This is a genomic window from Pseudomonas sp. 1152_12 (assembly GCF_052850675.1).
In genome coordinates, this window is sequence record NZ_VXCW01000006.1 from 276844 (window position 1) to 294271 (window position 17428).

Annotated in this window: 11 protein-coding genes; 6 read left to right on the top strand and 5 right to left on the bottom strand. The window is 58.9% G+C overall.

The genetic code is table 11. The features are described 5' to 3' along the window. Positions 1–122 precede the first annotated feature (122 nt). Both FW764_RS13790 and FW764_RS13795 read right to left on the bottom strand, forming a co-directional pair. On the bottom strand, positions 123–776 hold the full coding sequence (locus FW764_RS13790) for a DsbA family oxidoreductase (RefSeq protein ID WP_446434384.1): 654 nt from the start codon (positions 774–776) through the stop codon (positions 123–125). A 67-nt stretch (positions 777–843) separates the two neighbouring features. Beyond that, complete coding sequence (locus tag FW764_RS13795) at positions 844–1863, bottom strand: alpha/beta fold hydrolase (protein WP_446434385.1); 1020 nt, start codon at positions 1861–1863, stop codon at positions 844–846. A 306-nt stretch (positions 1864–2169) separates the two neighbouring features. On the opposite strand from FW764_RS13795, the gene FW764_RS13800 reads away from it, so the two are divergent. After that, positions 2170–7665, top strand: coding sequence for a dermonecrotic toxin domain-containing protein (locus FW764_RS13800; protein WP_446434386.1), 5496 nt, complete (start codon positions 2170–2172; stop codon positions 7663–7665). 81 nt (positions 7666–7746) lie between these two features. Next, positions 7747–8664 (top strand): transcriptional regulator MetR, encoded by a 918-nt coding sequence (gene metR / locus FW764_RS13805; RefSeq protein WP_446434387.1) that lies wholly within the window; start codon positions 7747–7749, stop codon positions 8662–8664. A 113-nt stretch (positions 8665–8777) separates the two neighbouring features. Here metR and FW764_RS13810 read toward each other — a convergent pair whose 3' ends face one another. Genes FW764_RS13810 through FW764_RS13820 form a run of 3 tightly spaced genes read right to left on the bottom strand, consistent with a single transcriptional unit; the run spans position 8778 to position 11088 of the window. Beyond that, positions 8778–9284: an N-acetyltransferase family protein gene (locus tag FW764_RS13810; RefSeq protein WP_446434388.1), complete on the bottom strand. Its 507-nt coding sequence runs from the start codon at positions 9282–9284 to the stop codon at positions 8778–8780. After that, positions 9281–9694, bottom strand: a complete 414-nt coding sequence (locus tag FW764_RS13815) for an NUDIX hydrolase (protein WP_446434389.1) — start codon at positions 9692–9694, stop codon at positions 9281–9283. Before FW764_RS13815 ends, FW764_RS13810 begins: the two co-directional genes overlap by 4 nt. 47 nt (positions 9695–9741) lie before the next feature. Then, positions 9742–11088, bottom strand: a complete 1347-nt coding sequence (locus FW764_RS13820; protein WP_446434390.1) for an HD domain-containing phosphohydrolase — start codon at positions 11086–11088, stop codon at positions 9742–9744. A 257-nt stretch (positions 11089–11345) separates the two neighbouring features. Between FW764_RS13820 and FW764_RS13825 the strand changes: the two genes are divergently transcribed. Genes FW764_RS13825 through FW764_RS13840 form a run of 4 tightly spaced genes read left to right on the top strand, consistent with a single transcriptional unit; the run spans position 11346 to position 17424 of the window. Further along, entirely contained in the window at positions 11346–13220 is a 1875-nt protein-coding gene (locus FW764_RS13825; protein WP_446434391.1) for a putative bifunctional diguanylate cyclase/phosphodiesterase, read from the top strand. 54 nt (positions 13221–13274) lie between these two features. Beyond that, positions 13275–14234: a cytochrome-c peroxidase gene (locus FW764_RS13830; RefSeq protein ID WP_446434497.1), complete on the top strand. Its 960-nt coding sequence runs from the start codon at positions 13275–13277 to the stop codon at positions 14232–14234. Beyond that, positions 14231–16042, top strand: a complete 1812-nt coding sequence (locus FW764_RS13835; RefSeq protein ID WP_446434392.1) for a DAHL domain-containing protein — start codon at positions 14231–14233, stop codon at positions 16040–16042. Before FW764_RS13830 ends, FW764_RS13835 begins: the two co-directional genes overlap by 4 nt. Next, positions 16039–17424 carry an ATP-binding protein gene (locus tag FW764_RS13840; protein WP_446434393.1) on the top strand — a complete coding sequence of 462 codons (1386 nt, stop codon included), beginning with the start codon at positions 16039–16041 and terminating at the stop codon, positions 17422–17424. Before FW764_RS13835 ends, FW764_RS13840 begins: the two co-directional genes overlap by 4 nt. Positions 17425–17428: the final 4 nt, after the last annotated feature.

Below are 17428 nucleotides of genomic sequence, written 5' to 3' on the forward strand. Positions count from 1 at the left end.
GGTGGGGCGAGGACCTTTTGGTTACTTTTGGGTCCTTCCAAAAGTGACCCGCTGTAAGAGCGGAACCCTAGGTGGCCGTTACCGCAGCAACGGATATGTACTCAAACCACCAAACGAAACCATCAGCCCTTAGCCTCACTGATAATCTGGCGGATCGCCCCAACAAAGGCCTCAGCCGGCTGCCCACCACTCACCGCATACTGATCGTTAAACACAATCGTCGGCACCGAAGTCACCCCCCGAGAAATCCACAGCTGCTCCTGCTCACGCACTTCTGCCGCATATTCATCGCAGGCCAAAATCTCAGCAGCACGCTTGATATCCAACCCAACACCTTCAGCAATAATCGCCAAAGTCGCATGGTCAGACGGATCCTGCCCATCAGTGAAATAAGCCTTGAACAGCGCTTCCTTAAGGTTGTACTGCAACCCCTCCAACCCCGCCCAATGCAGCAGACGATGCGCATCAAAAGTGTTGTAGATACGGCTCTGCCCATCCGTGCGAAAGGCAAAACCCAACGCCGCGCCCATGTCACGAATACGCGCACGGTTAGATTGCGATTCCTCTGCGGTGGAACCGTATTTTTCAGTGATGTGTTCGACAATATTCTGCCCAATCGCGGGCATATCAGGGTTCAGCTCAAACGGCTGAAAATGAATCTCGGCCTGCACCTCAGCACCCAGTTGGTCCAGCGCCTCGGTCAACCCACGCAGGCCGATAATGCACCAGGGGCAAGACACATCGCTGACGAAATCGATTTTCAGGGGAGTACTCATGGTAGGTGACCTCGCGGGCAGTCTTGTCGGCATTAGCGTGCCGTAAAAGCTGCACCATACACCAACTTCACAACACCTTCGAAGGCTGACCCAAGTCAATCTGCGCCCAGTGCGCGGCATCTTCGCGATGGGCCTGCAGGTACGGCAACACCGCCGCCAGCAACGGCGCCTTGAACGCCTCCTGAAAACGATGGGCCAGGCCGGGAATCAACTTCAACTGGCTGCCCTGGATATGCGCGGCCAGGTGCACGCCATGCATCACTGGCAGCAACGGGTCGGCAGTGCCGTGCACCACCAGCGTCGGCACCCGCAGTTGGTTGAGCAACGGCACCCGGCTGGGCTCGGCGAGTATCGCCATGATCTGGCGCTTGACGCCGTCCGGGTTGAAGGCCCGATCGTAAGACAGCGCCGCCTGATGCAGCAGTGCCTGGCGATCATCTTTCACATTCGGGCTGCCCAATGCCGCCAGCAGATCAGCTTGTTGCTCCAGCGCCACTTCACGATTGGGCGCACTGCGCCGCGACAATAACTGCACCAGCGCTGCATTCGGCGCTGGCAAGCCTTCGGCGCCGGAGCTGGTCATGATCAACGTCAAGCTCTCAACCCGTTGCGGCGCCATGGCCGCAAGGTGCTGCGCGATCATGCCGCCCATGCTTGCGCCCAGCACATGGAATTGGCGGATCTGCAACGCGTCCATCAAACCCAGGGCGTCGTCAGCCATATCAGTCAGCGTATACGGCGCCGCCACCGGCAGGCCGAGCTTGTAGCGCAGCACTTCGAAAGTCAGGTTGGCGCTGGCAGGCAGCTGGCGCCACGTCGACAGGCCGACGTCACGGTTGTCGTAGCGAATCACCCGAAAACCCTGCTCGCACAGAGCCACCACCACCTCATCCGGCCAGTGGATCAGTTGCCCACCCAGGCCCATCACCAGCAGCAGCGCAGGGTCGGACGCACGGCCGATACTCTGATAGGCGATGCTCACCTTTTCCAGGTCGACCGTTTGCGTCGGGACATTGACATCACATCGAGAAGCCGCAAAAGACGGCAGGCCGAACAAGAGAGCGGCCAGTAAAAACCACACGCGCATGAAAAACACCGAAACGCAGAACCCCAGTAGAGCGCGAGTCTGATGAAGTTTGTTCAAGCGCGCAGCCACACTTGCGTGACAGTTTGATGAATGCCGCTCAACGGTCGCTACGATACCTATATGACGCCGACCGCCTGACTCGTAGCTCTCTAATAGGGTTTTGAACCCACCGAGAACATTTGCGCCATGAGCCTGTCTTCGACTCTCTCCACTGATACAACCGAGCCTGCAGCCACAGGCCCACAGCCTGTTACCGACTTCGCCACCTTACTTCCAACGTTGCAATTGCCCCGTGAGGAAGACCTGTTGTCAGACGCAACCCAGCGCTGGAAAGACTGCCGCCGCGAGATGCTCACGCTGATGGCCGGTGCCCCGACGGTACGCGACTCAATCAATCGGCTGCTCCAGGCACAATGGCAACTGGACGGTGAGCGTGTGGTGCTGCAGTTCAGTGCCACGCAACAACACGGTCGTAGCCAGATTACGCTGACCGACGCCTGTCTCTACATGCAACAACGCCCGAGCCTGGACACCGCGCAAGTGCCTGAGGGCAGCGTGCTCTATCTGCCGCCGAATCACGCCCTGATGCGCTACTCCCTTGGCCTGCTGCTCGACGAGCTAAAAACCCTGGATCTGGAGCAAGCTATCGAGGACAACTGGCTTCGGTACTGGCGCACAGAGCGCGCACCCAAGACCCCGGTGACGTGCCTCCAACGTGCGACCGAGCTCTACCGGGCTCATTTCGAAGCCAGCGGTGAGCATGTGCTGGCCGAGGGCAAGGTCAATACCGAAGTCCTCGACCCCTTGTTCTGGCTGATCAACCCGACTCAGGCCACGTCCGACATACAGAAAATCTACATCGAACAACTGCTGCTCAAGCCCTCCGCTATCAATGCCAACGCCATAGCGCTGCCCGGTGCCTGGGTACTGACCCTCGATGTCGAAGAACCGGCCAACCAACTGTTGTACCTGCCAACCCGCGCACCGGCATGGAAGTGCTTCACCCACCGGGTATACATGGAGCGATGGCTGCTCGAGCAGCAACCCGGATTGTTCTCCACCGCCGGTATTGATGCTGGGGCAACCATTGAATACAAGAGGAACAACAACCCGCTGGAAGCGGGTATCAGCCTCTGGCTCAAGCAGTTGGTCGAAAACCAGTATCAAGATGCGATCAGGTCCTCTGCCGAGATTGAAATCCACCATGCCTACTTGGCCCGTCAGCACATCGACCAACTCGACGCCCAACGCCACAGCCACTCGCTGTTTGCCCAGGCTCCCGAGCTGCCAGAGCCCGACGTCGATACACTCAGCGCCGTGAACTTCCTGCAGTTCGGCCAATTGCATAACCGCGTGGGCGCGCGTCAGCGCAACGCGCTGATGCAACAGCAACGCCGCGCACTCCAAAGCCTGCTCGGCAGTGACACCCCGTCAAGCCCGTGCTGGCAGTCATTCAAGCAGCAACTGGACGCGCTGAAGGTGCAGCAAAATGCCGCCGAAGAGGCGGCAAGTGCCATGCTGAACCGGCGGCCGCTGGATCTTGTCGCGCTCAACACTCACTACAGCGCGCTCTACCACGCTCGCCATCAGGGTTTGCAGATCGAGGCGCGCATTCAGCGGACCTTGAACCAGATCAGCGAAGACGAACTGCATATGATCGAAACGGCACTGGTGACGCCCGAGCGGGACGTCGTGGCACTGACGTTGTCGGTCACGCTCCCCGGCAATCCCGCGCCCATCGTTACCGAACTCAACGGGCCGCTGGTCTTCCTGCCACCCCAGGATCCGCAGACGCCGACCACACGCGACGGCACGCACTTTATTTACTGGCCCGGCAACGGCGGCGCCTTGCAAAGATTCGCCTCCCGACAGGCGCTGGAAGAAGGTCTGTTTGGAATTGATCCTAAGGATGACGTAGTGACCCTGCGGTTCAAGGTAGTGGCCAAAAACCCGTTCGAGTACAGTTTGAGCAGCCAGCAGACCGCCTTCGATGAACAGGCCGCACGCCTGCGTCAGACCTGGGCCGCCCCTGAAGACGCATCAAAGCTTGCCGGCGAGCTGGAAAAACTGCGCGAGCAAACGCTTCCCGGCCTGCTGATACCTGATAACTCGGCACGCGAGGCGGCGCACCTGCAACTCATCGAGCAACACAATGCTGCGCTGTTGGCCGAACAGGTACCCACGTGGCTTAGCAGGCAACCCCCCGCAAAGCGCGACGCGCTCAAGGCCCTGTTGCATGACTACATCTCGGCAGCCAAACGCTCGCAAGCGCTGATCGAGCGTTCCCTGCCACCTCGCGATGTGTTTGTCAGGCAGAAGCTCGACGCACGTTTACGCAAGGATTTCTCGATCAAAAAAGGCTTCACCCTCCAGCTGGAACTGCCCGACTCGGTGGTGCAAAGAAGGGAGTTCATCGAAGGTTCCGCTATGGGCACGCCGGTCAGACTCGTCGATGTGCCCAGCAAAGAACGCAGCAAGATATCCCTGGACGAGTTGGCCCTGCGCAACATCGGTGACGACATCAGCCCACGCCTGGGATTCGTCAGCGTAGAGGTGACAGCCGACGACCCCCATGAGCGTGACACGCTCAAGGTCGGTGTCACTGCGGACTATCTGGCGCGCACGGTGAAAGATCTCAACTTGGCACAAAAATACGAAAATCTGATCCGTGCCACGTTCATGGGGGCACCGGGGGAATCCACCTACCAAAAACTTTATCGCCGTGAATGCCTGACCGAACCCCTGCGCTTGATGCTCAAGGGCCAAAGCATGCTGGCCCGCCTGCAAGGCCTTCGCGATGATGACGCGTATCTGGACCTGCTCAATATCGCGATTGATGCCAATACCCCGGCCGCCTGGGAGGTCGGTGGCAAGCGCATCCGCCTGCTGCCAGCCCATCTGGGCGCAGGTGGCAAGGACACGAACGAGGAAAGCACGATCACACTGTCGGGCATCACGTTCATTGAGGAACGCAACTCGGGGAAAACCTTGCTCTACCTGCCTGATGCGCCCGACGAACGCTGCCTGCGAGGCTATGCAAGCCTTGAGCAAGCGCGCATTGCCCTGTTTGAGTTGTGCCGGCTCGACAGCATGGTGGCCTACGTCGCGGGTCGCGCGATCAAAGGCAATGTGCAGGCACACATCGGGCGCATCGACCAGGCCACCATCACAGGCTACAACGCGATTATCGGGGCTGGCCTGCCTTGGCCCGCTACCACCTCACTGGCCGCCCATCAAGTGGATGCGCACATGGGTCGCCTGATCGAGGCCAACCGCAATGGAACACGCTCCAACGCTGACCTGGCGCAGGAGAAACACGAACTCAAGACCGGCCGCCTGATCAACGGCATCCATATCGCCCTGGGTTTTGTGCCCTTTATCGGAACCGCCGTGTGCATCGCAGAGGCCGTCAACAGTCTGTACGAAGCAGTCGCAGCGTTCAGGCGCGCAGAGATCGGGCATGGCATTGATCAATTGGCCTCGGTGTTCGAGTCCCTGGTTTATGCAGGCATGGATGCCGCTGCCACAGCCGCCACACCGTCGGCAAAGGGCAGCACGGCTCGGCTGCTGATGATCTCTCGCCAGCTGAAACAACTCTCGGGCACCAGCTTCTGGCGGTCGTTGAAAGCGCGCCAGGGGACCACCACCCGCCATCGCTTCGCCGGTTACCAACACCTTGAAACCGTGGATGCGGGCAGCCTGCAACCCGTGGACACAGGCCCTTATCGCCACACCTTACGGCACACGTCTGGCGAGCACTTCATTCTGAGTGAAGGAGAGCAGTTCAAGGTCAGGTTTGACCCCACCACGCACGAAATGCGCCTGGTCGCCCAAGGCAAGGATTACGCCCCGGCCATCGCCCTGGACCATGCCCGCCAGTGGGACACTTACTCAGCGCTGCATGGCGGCCGCCTTACCGGTTATGGTGGCGGCAGCCGCAGGCCACGTGGCGCCGGCGCCCGCGTACCTGCCGCAGTGGAACAGCAAGCACCGTCATCGGTAGCCCAGGTAAACCGGCAACGCCAGGTAGCCATACAAGAAGTCAATAGACTCTCAATGGAGTTCGACGCACAACTAAAAATGACCAACGGCCAAGTCGAGATATTGGAAAATCAATACGGTGTGCCCACCACCGAGACAGGCATGGCACAGAGGACGCAAGCCACCAAGACGGTGGACCCGCTGCTGGCCGCAGACATTGAACGCGCCAAGCAACTGTACGCGGTCAATGAATCAGCCGCAGGGTTCCAAGGCAGTCACCTGCGTCAGACCATTGCCACTAATCAAAGCCGAAACGCCATGGTGGCGAGTGATCGTTACGCGCGCCTGGCACTCAATGCCAATCGACGGTTGCATAGCTTGCTGGATCAGTTGACAGAACTAAAGATACGCATGCAGGCAATGCGCGCTTTCGGCACTGAATACCTGAATGCTGAGAAAGCGCTCAAACAGAATCGACTTGAAATGTTCAATGAACTGAAACAGATAGAGGTCGCACTCAAACAAATTGATATCTGGTTTAAACGCATTACCGTCCCTTCCATGAAGCCTCCCGTCGTGGAAATCGCCTTGCCGCTGCAGGACGCTTTCACCCCGCACCGTCTGGAGACCTTGCAGGCCGGACAGTTGCTGCAAACCCTGCACGGTCAGCGCCAACCCGGACGCTCTAGCTGGATCTATCAAGAAAGGCTACTGCACCAAGCCATCGAGAAGCTCGATCGCACCATCAGCGCCCATCTGGAACTTCCCGAGGCCAACATCAGCAAGGCCCAACGCAACCAGGTGCTACGCAATACCGTCGAGGTGTATGAACAATTTCAGCTTGAGCTGACTACCTGGAACGCCCGGTCACCTGATCACTTTGACGCAAGCGCTGTTTCACACATGCTGGAAATCATGAAAAAACTCACGGCGCGGGCCCGCAAGGGCATCAAGAAGGCCGACACCAAGCCCCAGGCCCAGCAGACTAAAAACCTCTTTGAAACAGAGGATGGGCAGATACTGGTGGGCACCGAGAAGGCGGCGCAACAACAATCAGCGAGACAATTTATTGTCACGGACAGCGAGGGGAAAACGGTCGAGGTGTGGGACCAAATCTCCAATAGCCGGCGCTATCGCCTGAACACTGCGCAAAGCCAGGCCAGGACTCAGCCCCCAGCGCTGCCCAACGACCTACCCACCATCGTCACCGAAGCTCAAGCCCGCTTGGATGCGGTGGATGGATTCGAAAGCAAAGTCCGCACTTACACAACAATGGACCCGATCAACCTTGAGCACATGTTAGTCAGTGAAGCCAACGCGTTGGAATTTCGGGCCAACCAGTTGCAAAGCCTGTCCCCCACCCATTCGCTGATCGCCCCCCTGCGCAATCGGGCAACGCCCCTCAAGACAGCCGGACAGGCCCTGCGTATCGAGCGTACGCTGTCCAGCAAAAAACCAACCGAAGGCTATCTGGACTACCTGATGGAACAGAACCGCGTAGAGATTCGCAAAGTCGGCGGGCGCCGTGGGCTGAAGCAAAAACGTCCCGATGGAGAAACTGACTACTTGCAGGAATATGCCATTCACGACCGCCAGGCACCGGGCAAGCCTTTGTGGTATGCCCACTTTCACTACGTGAAGGCAGACTCGGCATTCGACGTTTTTGGCAAGGCGCATTTGAAAATCCCTGAGCAACAGTATCTGGGCTTGCACTGGCAAATTGACGCTGAAAAGGGTGGAGTAAGGTTCGCCGACCTGAAAATTTGGCGTGGCAACATTGGGAAGCCTTTGGCCGACAAGCACTTTAAGGATGTCAATTAACGGGTCCGGTACTCTGTGCATGAACATGAGCAGAACTCAATGCGTTAACATTGATCACAAATTCTGCTCATGGAGGCCATCGTGCTGGAAATTCGTCACCTCAAAACCCTGCACGCCCTGCGCGAAGCCGACAGCCTGGTCGAAGCCGCCGAGCGCCTGCACCTGACGCAATCGGCGCTGTCCCATCAGTTCAAAGAGCTGGAGGAACGCCTGGGCATGCAGCTGTTCGTGCGCAAGACCAAGCCGTTGCGCTTCACCAGCGCCGGCTTGCGCCTGCTGCAATTGGCCGATGCTACCCTGCCCTTGCTGCGTGGTGCCGAGCGCGATATTGCACGCCTGGCTGGCGGTACCGCCGGGCGCTTGCATATGGCGATCGAATGCCACAGCTGCTTCCAATGGCTGATGCCGACCATCGACCAGTTTCGCGATGCCTGGCCGGAAGTCGAACTGGACCTGGCGTCCGGTTTCGCCTTCGCGCCTTTGCCGGCGCTGGCGCGTGGCGACCTGGACCTGGTGGTAACCTCCGACCCGCTGGAATTGCCGGGTATTACCTATGTGCCGCTGTTCACCTACGAAGCCATGCTGGCCGTGGCCAACCAGCACGCGCTGGCGAACAAGTCGTACATCGTGCCCGAAGACCTGCTCACCGAAACCCTGATCACCTACCCGGTGGAACGCGACCGCCTGGATATCTTCACCCGTTTCCTGGAGCCGGCCGACGTGGAGCCGGCCCAGGTGCGCACCTCGGAATTGACGGTGATGATGATGCAACTGGTGGCCAGCGGCCGTGGTGTGTGCGGCATGCCACATTGGGCGCTGCATGAATACAGCTCACGCGGTTACGTGAAGGCCAAGCGGTTGGGCGAAAAAGGCTTGTTTGCGACGTTGTATGCGGGAGTTCGGGCGGACATGCTGGATGCGCCATATATGCGCGACTTTTTGCTGACGGCCAAGGACACGTCGTTTTCCACGTTGGATGGCGTCAGCGCTGTGCGTTAAGCGCCTCAGGCTAAAACATGGGCGCGGGCGTACTCGCAAAAGCGGTGGTTCAGTCAGCGCATGTGTTGATCGGCACAACGTCTTCGCGAGCAAGCCCGCTGTCATATTAGCCGTCACACGGTTCTCAACTCACACCACATGTGGATTTTGTCGAAATAGTCCTCACCCACACGCACCGCCAGCGGCTCCAGGCCGTACTGAATAAACCCGCAGCGCTGGTACAACGCGAAGGCGGCGTCGTTGCCGGCGGTGACAGTCAGTTGAAGCAGTTTAAGGCGCGGATGTTTACGCGCCTCGGCGAGCGCCGCCTCCACCAACTGGCGGCCCAGGCCTTTGTGCTGGTAAGCGTGGTTCACATACATACCGAATAAGGTCACCTTGTGGCGCGCCTTCTCACGCGGCTCGAAGGCCAGGCCAACGATGCCCGCCAATGCGTCGCCATCGAATGCCCCGAGCAGCCAATCCAGCGGGTTGTCCAGGCGCTTTTGCCACCAGCTCAACGGCATCAAGGCGCGCTCCGCTACGCTGGAGGTGAATGCCTGGGGATAGGCGCCGTAAGCCTCAAGCATCAACGCCCGATACGCCTCGGCGTCGTTGGCGCCAAGCGAACGAATTATCATGCATCGCAGCTCAGCGATGCGCGGTAAAACGGCAGGATCAGGTCGCGCGTCAACGGCGCCAGTTGCAGGCCACCGTCACCGGCCGGGTCGATCCAACACACCTCTTCGATCTCAGCAGCGGGCGTTACCGCCACGTCGATGTGCACCTGAAACAACTCGGCTTGCACGGTGAAACCCGGCTCGTTGGCGGCAGGCGCCGAGAAGTGCCCCAAGTACACGGCCTCGTTTGGGTCGATGCGCAGGTTTAGTTCCTCAAACAGCTCACGGGCCAGGGCTTGGGCGGGTTGTTCACCGGCGTCGATCTTGCCGCCTGGCTGCATGAACGCCTGGGTGCCGCGCTTGCGCACCAGCAGAGTCTGGCCGTCGCTGCCGATCAGCAGAGCGGCGGCGATGCGAATGGTAGCTGTCATGTAAAAACTGCCTTGAATGCAAAAGTGAAAGGATCACGGAAAGCGTCTTAACCGGAAAGTGCAGCCTCATCCGGCTCTTTGATAAAAACGGAGTACTTGGCCCCTTCCATCGCCTCAAACGCAATCAACTTGTCCACCAGCGGCAGGTTCAGCACTTTGCCGGCGTTGAGCAGCAGCATGCCGTTATCGGCGTTGAGGTTGCGCGCCAGTACCATGCCCTCGGTCAGTTCACGGGTGGTCAAGACTTTCACACTCGGGTCACCCAGCGTCACGTCACTGAGGAACGCGGCGCAAGCCTGCACAAAGTCTTCGACCATGTCCGGGTCGTAAAGCTTGCCGGCGTATTTACGGATGTAGAGCAGCGCTTCATCGCTGTTCATCTGGCGCTCGAGGATCAAACCTTTTTGCAGCTCGATAAAGTCGACGGCCAGTTTCAGCAAGCGCGCACCCGAGGGGATCAACTCGCCCTTGAGATGGTCGGGAAAACCGCTGCCGTCCCAGCGTTCCTGGTGATGACGAATCAGGCGCGCAGCGTCCTTCATCGGCTCCAGGGTCATCAGCAACGACTCACTCTGGGTCGGGTAATCCCGAAAGCGTTCGCGGTCGGTGCTATGCAGCATGTCCGAGGGCGCGACCATCATGCTGTCGCTCCAGCTCAACTTGCCGATGTTATAGAGCGCTGCGGCCATGGTCAGGTCGCGGGCGCTGGCTTCGTCCATCGCCTGAGCCTTGCAATAGACGCGAATCAGTTCGATCAGTTGGCGGTTAGTCTGTTTTTGCTTGGGCAGACGCAGGTTGGCCAGCAGTGAAAACACTTCTGTACCGGTCACATAGCTGCGTTTGAGTTCATCGTAGGCCAGGTCGAGCATGTCGGCGGTTTGCTGCAACTCGCTGGTACGCGCGTCGACGCGTTTTTCCAGGGTGGCGTTGAGGGCTTTCAACTGGTCGTTCTGCTCGCGAGTCAACTGCTCAAGACGCTGCCGTTCGCGCTCGGAATGCCGGTGCTCCAAAGACTGGCGCAACGTCAGGAGCATTTCCTCATCGTTCCAGGGTTTGCTGATGTAACGGTGAATCTGACCTTCATTGATCGCCTTGATCATCATGACCATGTCGGCATAGCCAGTCAGCAGGATGCGGGTGGTGGACGGGTACAGGCGGTGAGTCTCGGCCAGCAGCATGGCCCCGTCCATGGCCGGCATGCGCGCATCGGTCATCACCAGGTCAATGGGCTGGGCCGCCATGATTTCCAGGGCCTGGGCGCCACTGCCAGCCAGCAGCACGTCATAGGGCTGGCCACGCAGCAGGCGGCGCAGGCTGTTGAGAATCGATTCTTCGTCGTCAACCAGCAAAATAGTGGGCGTATAGGGGGACGTCGTAGCAGTTTGTTCATCCATGGCGACACCTCCTGGCAATGACACACGATTGATTCATTGCGACCCGACGTGATCCATCGCTGTACTTGCTCACGCATTGAGCGCTAGATGAACGCCGGGGTAATGGAGGTTGATTTGACGACAACTGGCCGACTTATTCAAGCGAGCCGACTATGCTTATGGCATGAAGCTGGTGACAGTTACTGTTTATCGAAGCATTCAAGGTAAGGAAGCCCTATGCGCCAGAAATCGCCGTTGCGCGTCTCTCGGTATCAGCCATGACGCCGCGATCAGGACGGGCCAATCGACGCATTCTAATCGTCGATGACACGGCTTCGATCCACGCGGACTTCCGCAAGATCCTGTGCGCCGATGCCCAGGGCGGCCAGACACTGGACAGCATCGAAGAAACCTTGTTCGGCACCGCCCCGGCCGTGCGCCAGACCTTTGTATTGGACTCGGCCTATCAAGGCCAGGAAGCCCTGACACTGGTGAACAAAGCCCTGGCCAACAACACACCGTATGCTCTGGCTTTCATCGACATGCGTATGCCGCCAGGCTGGGACGGCCTGGAAACTATCGAACAACTGTGGAACGTCGACCCTCACCTGCAAATCGCCCTGTGCACGGCATACTCCGACTATTCGTTCGAAGCCATCGAAGCGCGCCTCAAGTACGACGACCAGTTGCTGATCCTGAAAAAGCCTTTCGACGACCTGGAAATTCGCCAGATGGCTACTGCCCTGACCTGGAAATGGCAGTTGGCACAGGACGCGGCAATCAAACTGATCGGACTGGAACGCACGATTGAGGAGCGCGTGCAGGAACTGCTCAAAGTCTCGCATCTGCTGCAATACGACGCCCTGACCGAACTGCCCAACAGCACACTGCTGGGCGACCGCCTCACGCAAGCCATCGCAGTCTGCAGGCGCCATGGCACCCAGTTGGCGGTGATGTTTATCGGCCTGGACCGCTTCAAGCGTATCAACAACGCCCTGGGCCACCCGGTCGGCGATGAAATGCTCAAGCACGTCAGCCAGAGCCTGGTGGCCACGGTGCGCGAGTCGGACTCCGTGTTTCGCTACGGCTCCGACGAATTTGTGCTGATCCTCAACGACATCAAACACCCTCAGCAAACCCAGTACATTGCCGAAAAACTCCTCGCCGCCGTCAGCACCACCCGCTACGTGGCAGGACACAACCTGAGCGTCACGGCCAGTGTGGGCATCAGTGTTTACCCCAATGACAGCGCCAACGCCGTGGAATTGATCAAAAAAGCCGAAACCGCCATGCGGGCCATCAAAGACCAAGGCCCCAACGATTTCAGTTTTTTCATCGACGAGATGAACCTGCGCGCCCAGGCCCACCAAAGCCTGGAAAGCGCCATCCGGCAGGCCCTGCAGCGCAATGAATTTACCCTGCATTACCAACCGAAACTGGACTTGAACAGCGGGCAGATCGTCGGCGCCGAAGCGTTGGTTCGCTGGCACCAGCCCGACCATGGCTGGATCTACCCGTCAGCCTTCATTCCCGTAGCCGAAGACAGCGGCCTGATCGTGCCGTTGAGCCAATGGGTGTTGTGCCAGGCATGCGAGCAAGCACGCGCCTGGCAAGCTGCCGGCCTGCCTCCCATTTGTATCTCGGTGAATATCTCGGCGATTGATTTTCGCCAGCGACACTTTGTCGCCAACCTGGCGGCGATCCTGGAGCGTACGGGCCTGGCGCCGCACTTGCTGGAGTTGGAGATCACAGAGAGCGTGCTGATGCAGAACGTCGAGGACACACTCAACACCCTGCGCGGGATCAAGACCCTGGGCGTGCGGCTGTCGATCGACGATTTCGGCACCGGGTATTCCAGCCTCAGTTATTTACGCCGTTTTCCGATTGATGTGCTGAAGATTGATCAATCGTTCATTCGTGGCTTGAGCGACAACAGCCCGGACGCGCAACTGGTGGGTGCAATCATCAGCCTGGGTAAAAGCCTGGACTTGAACATCGTCGCCGAAGGCGTGGAGACCGTTGAGCAGTTGCAGTTTCTGAAAGCCCACCAGTGTGAAGAAGGCCAGGGTTTTCTGTTCAGCAAAGCCGTAGCGGCCGATGAGTTCGCCCAGTTATTGCCAACCGGGCGACGCAGCCTGATGCCTGACCACTGACTTTTTACCGCAAGGAGCGACCGTTTGAGCCACAGCACGCCGCGCACGCACCACCTGTTACCACCGGTTCTGGGCATCACCCTTGCCCTCGGTTATGGCACCTGCTTGCCCGTGACGGCAGCGCCGCTGGATGAACCGCTCAAACCACTGCCGCCAGTGCCAACGCTGGACGCGGCCACCGTGGAATTGGGGCGCCAACTGTTCAACGAGACACGCCTGTCCGTCAACAACACTAAGTCCTGTGCCAGTTGCCATAACCTGGAAATGGGCGGTGACGACAACCTGGCATTTTCCCTGGGCTTCGATGGCAAGCCAGTCGCGCTCAACACCCCGACGGTGTTCAACGCCAGCCTGAACTTCAAGCAATTCTGGAACGCCAGGGTCGACACGCTGGAAGCGCAGGTTGAACAGGTGGTCATCAGCCCCATGGAAATGGGCAACGACTGGCAGACCGTGGTCCAGACCTTAGCGGCACTGCCCACCTACCAGGCCGCGTTCCAGCAGGTCTATCCGGACGGTGTGACGGCAGCCAACGTGCAAAACGCCCTGGCCACCTATGAACGCACCTTGCTCACGCCCAACTCGCGCTTCGACCAGTACCTGCAAGGCAACACCGACATCCTCACCACCAATGAGAAATATGGCTACCTGCGCTTCAAGGACTATGGCTGCATCGCCTGCCACCAAGGCGCCAATATCGGCGGCAACATGTACCAAAAGTTCGGTGTGATGGGTGACTACTTCAAGGCCCGTGGCAACCCGACCGAAGCTGACCTGGGCCGCTACCTGCTGACCCAGAACGACGACGACCGCAACGTGTTCAAAGTGCCCAGCCTGCGCAACGTGGCAGTCACTGCCCCGTACTTTCACGATGGCTCGGCCAAGACCCTTGAGGAGGCTGTCGATGTCATGTTCAAGTATCAGCTGGGGCGAATCCCCTCGGCTGAAGACAAGACGCTGATTATCCAATTCCTCAAGACATTGACCGGCGAATGGGCGGGCAAGCCACTATGAAGTCATCCCGCCTCGCCAGCCTGCTTACGCTCAGCGGTATTGCCTTGATACTGGCCTCAGTGCTGGTGTTTCTATACCTCAAGTCGGTCGGCGACCAGTCCACCACTTACACCGAATCACGCGACCTGATCAGCCAGATCAAGCAACTCAACTCCCAATGGGACGTCGAAGTGCTAAAGGCCCGGATCGCCCTCACCCACAACTATGACCCGCTGGTGGTCCCGTTCAAGGAGATGAGCGCGCTGTGGGCCAATCTGGAAAGTCGCGAGGCGCAACACCGCCACGCAAACCTGGCCGGTTGGCAGGCCGAGCGGGATACGTACCGCCAGTCGTTCCAGGAAAAGGCGCAACTGGTGGAACAGTTCAAGTCGCGCAATGCGGTGCTGCGCAATTCCCTGGCCTTTTTGCCGACGGCCGAGGACGACATACAGGCGCATTTCCTGCAACTGGACGACGCCGACAAGCTGCAACAGCAAAGCATCGCCACCGACACCTACGACTTACTGCTCAGCGCCTTGGAGTTTGCCCAGGTGACGAGCGATGACAAAGCCGCAGACATCCTCGTGGGCCTGAACAAACTGGCGATCAACAGACAAAGCCTGCCCGCAGAATTCCAGGTGCCGGTGGAAATTCTCAGCAATCACATTGCGCTGATCCTGCGCGAACAACCCCTGGTCAACGACCTGCTCGATCGCATTGCCGCGATCTCGCTGTCCGATCAGCTCGACGCCATGACCACCCAACTCAACCAAGACCAGGCCGCCGCCGACCTGATTGATCAGAAGTACCACCGCTACCTGCTGGTGTTTTCCACACTGCTGGTGGTAGTGCTGTTGTACCTGGCGATTCGCTTGATGCGCAGCTTTGCCGAGATCAACCGGGTCAACCGCGCCTTGAAGGCGGTCAATGAAAGCCTTGAACAGCGTGTAGAGGCGCGCACGCGCGAACTCAAAGACGCCCAGAGCGAACTGCTCGACAGTGCGCGCCAGGCCGGCATGGCGGAAATCGCGACCAACGTGTTGCACAACGTCGGTAATGTGCTCAACAGCGTGAACATCTCCGCCGAGCTGGTCACGCGCAAGCTGCGCACCAGCAAGGCCTTGGGGTTGGGAAAAGCCATGCAACTGATCAACGAGCACCCGGATGACCTCGGCACCTACCTGCGCGAAGACGAGAAAGGCAAACTGCTGCCCGGCTACCTCAACCAACTGGTGGACGCCATCGCCATTGAGCAACAAGGCCTGACCGACGAACTGGCGCAGTTGAGCAAAAGCGTGGACCACATCAAAGACATCGTTTCCACTCAGCAGTCCTACGCCGGCGTGTCCAGCCTGCTGGAACCGGTACAGATCAGTGCACTGATGGACGACGCCCTGCGCATGAATTCTGGGGCGCTGAGCCGTCATCATGTGACGGTGGTCAAGGAGTACGCCGAGGTGCCGGAACTGATGGCGGACAAACACCGGCTGTTGCTGATCATGGTCAACCTGATCAGCAACGCCAAATACGCCATGTCGAACCTCTCCGACCGCTCGCGGCAGATCACCTTGTCGATCACCACGGTGGAAGGCAGTCTCTTGCAGATCAGCGTCAAGGACGAGGGCGAAGGCATCCCTGCCGAAAACATGACGCGGATCTTCACCCACGGTTTCACCACGCGTAAGGAAGGCCACGGTTTCGGCCTGCACAGCTGCGCCCTGGCCGCCATCGAAATGAATGGGCGCGTCACCGCCCACAGTGATGGGCCGGGCAAAGGCGCCGTGTTCACCTTGCAAATCCCCCTCAACGATGCAGCAGGCCAAGCATGAACCAAGCCCCTAACCGACGCATTCTGCTGATCGACGACACACCCTCAATTCACGAAGACTTCCGCAAAATCCTCATGCCACCCATGGCGCAGAACCAGGCTCTGGACGATATGGAGGCCGCCTTGTTCGGCGCCAGCGACGCACCGCAAGGCCCCGTATTCGAACTGGACTCAGCCTACGGTGGCCAAGAGGGGCTGAAGTTGCTTGAAGTGGCCACGGCCGAGCAAAAACCTTACGCACTGGCGTTTGTCGACATGCGCATGCCCCAGGGCTGGGACGGCGCGCAAACCATTGAGGAACTCTGGAAAGTCGACTCCAACCTGCAAGTGGTGGTGTGTACCGCCTACTCGGATTACTCCTGGGAAGAGCTGCTGTTCCGCCTGCACGCCCACGACCGGCTACTGATCCTGAAAAAACCCTTCGACAACATTGAAGTGCAGCAAATGGCCAATACCCTGGCCGCTAAATGGGACATGGCGCGACGCGCGTCCTTGCAAAACTCCCACCTGGAACACTTGGTGGAACAGCGCACCCTGGCACTGACCCAGACAAGCCAGGCGTTACAAGTGGAGATCGACGAGCGCAAACAACTGGAAAGCCAGCTGGTGCAATCGGAGAAGCTCGCCTCTCTGGGCCAACTGGCGGCCGGCGTGGCCCACGAAATCAATAACCCGGTGGGGTTTATTTCCTCCAACCTCGGCACCCTGGGCGGCTACTTCAACCAATTGCAAGAAATGCTCGATGCCTATCGACAGGCAGAAACCGCACTGGGTGGTGAACAGTTCGAAGCCCTGCGTCGGCGCCTTGACCTGGATTTCCTCAAGGAAGACATTCCCACACTGCTGCGCGAATCCAAGGAAGGTATTGGCCGTGTGGTGCAGATCGTCAAGGATTTGAAGGACTTCTCCCGGGTTGACAACGACCAGTCCTGGCAATGGGCAAACCTGCAACAGGGCATCGATTCAACCTTGAACATCGTCGCCAGCGAACTCAAGTACAAAGCCGACGTGATCAAGCACTACACGCCGCTGCCGGATATCGAATGCCTGGCATCGCAGCTCAACCAAGTGGTGATGAACCTGGTGATCAACGCCGCGCAGGCCATGGGCCCGGAACGCGGCACCATCACGATCAGTAACGGGGTGGAAGGCGAGAATATCTGGCTGGAAGTAACAGACAATGGTTGCGGGATTGCCCCGGACAGCGTGCAAAAAATCTTCGACCCATTCTTTACCACCAAGCCGGTGGGTGAAGGGACGGGGTTGGGCTTGTCACTCTCCTACGGCATCGTCAAAAAACACCGCGGTGTTATCTCTGTCAGCAGCGAAGTGGGCAAAGGCACCACCTTTCGGGTGGTGCTGCCCATTCGCCAAACGGTTTGACCGC

Excerpts from the sequence above, each read along its gene's own strand:
- FW764_RS13825 (WP_446434391.1), top strand. The coding sequence starts at position 11,346 with ATGACGCCGCGATCAGGACGGGCCAATCGACGCATTCTAATCGTCGAT.
- FW764_RS13795 (WP_446434385.1), bottom strand. The coding sequence starts at position 1,863 with ATGCGCGTGTGGTTTTTACTGGCCGCTCTCTTGTTCGGCCTGCCGTCT.
- FW764_RS13790 (WP_446434384.1), bottom strand. The coding sequence starts at position 776 with ATGAGTACTCCCCTGAAAATCGATTTCGTCAGCGATGTGTCTTGCCCC.
- FW764_RS13810 (WP_446434388.1), bottom strand. The coding sequence starts at position 9,284 with ATGATAATTCGTTCGCTTGGCGCCAACGACGCCGAGGCGTATCGGGCG.
- FW764_RS13815 (WP_446434389.1), bottom strand. The coding sequence starts at position 9,694 with ATGACAGCTACCATTCGCATCGCCGCCGCTCTGCTGATCGGCAGCGAC.
- FW764_RS13835 (WP_446434392.1), top strand. The coding sequence starts at position 14,231 with ATGAAGTCATCCCGCCTCGCCAGCCTGCTTACGCTCAGCGGTATTGCC.
- FW764_RS13840 (WP_446434393.1), top strand. The coding sequence starts at position 16,039 with ATGAACCAAGCCCCTAACCGACGCATTCTGCTGATCGACGACACACCC.
- FW764_RS13820 (WP_446434390.1), bottom strand. The coding sequence starts at position 11,088 with ATGGATGAACAAACTGCTACGACGTCCCCCTATACGCCCACTATTTTG.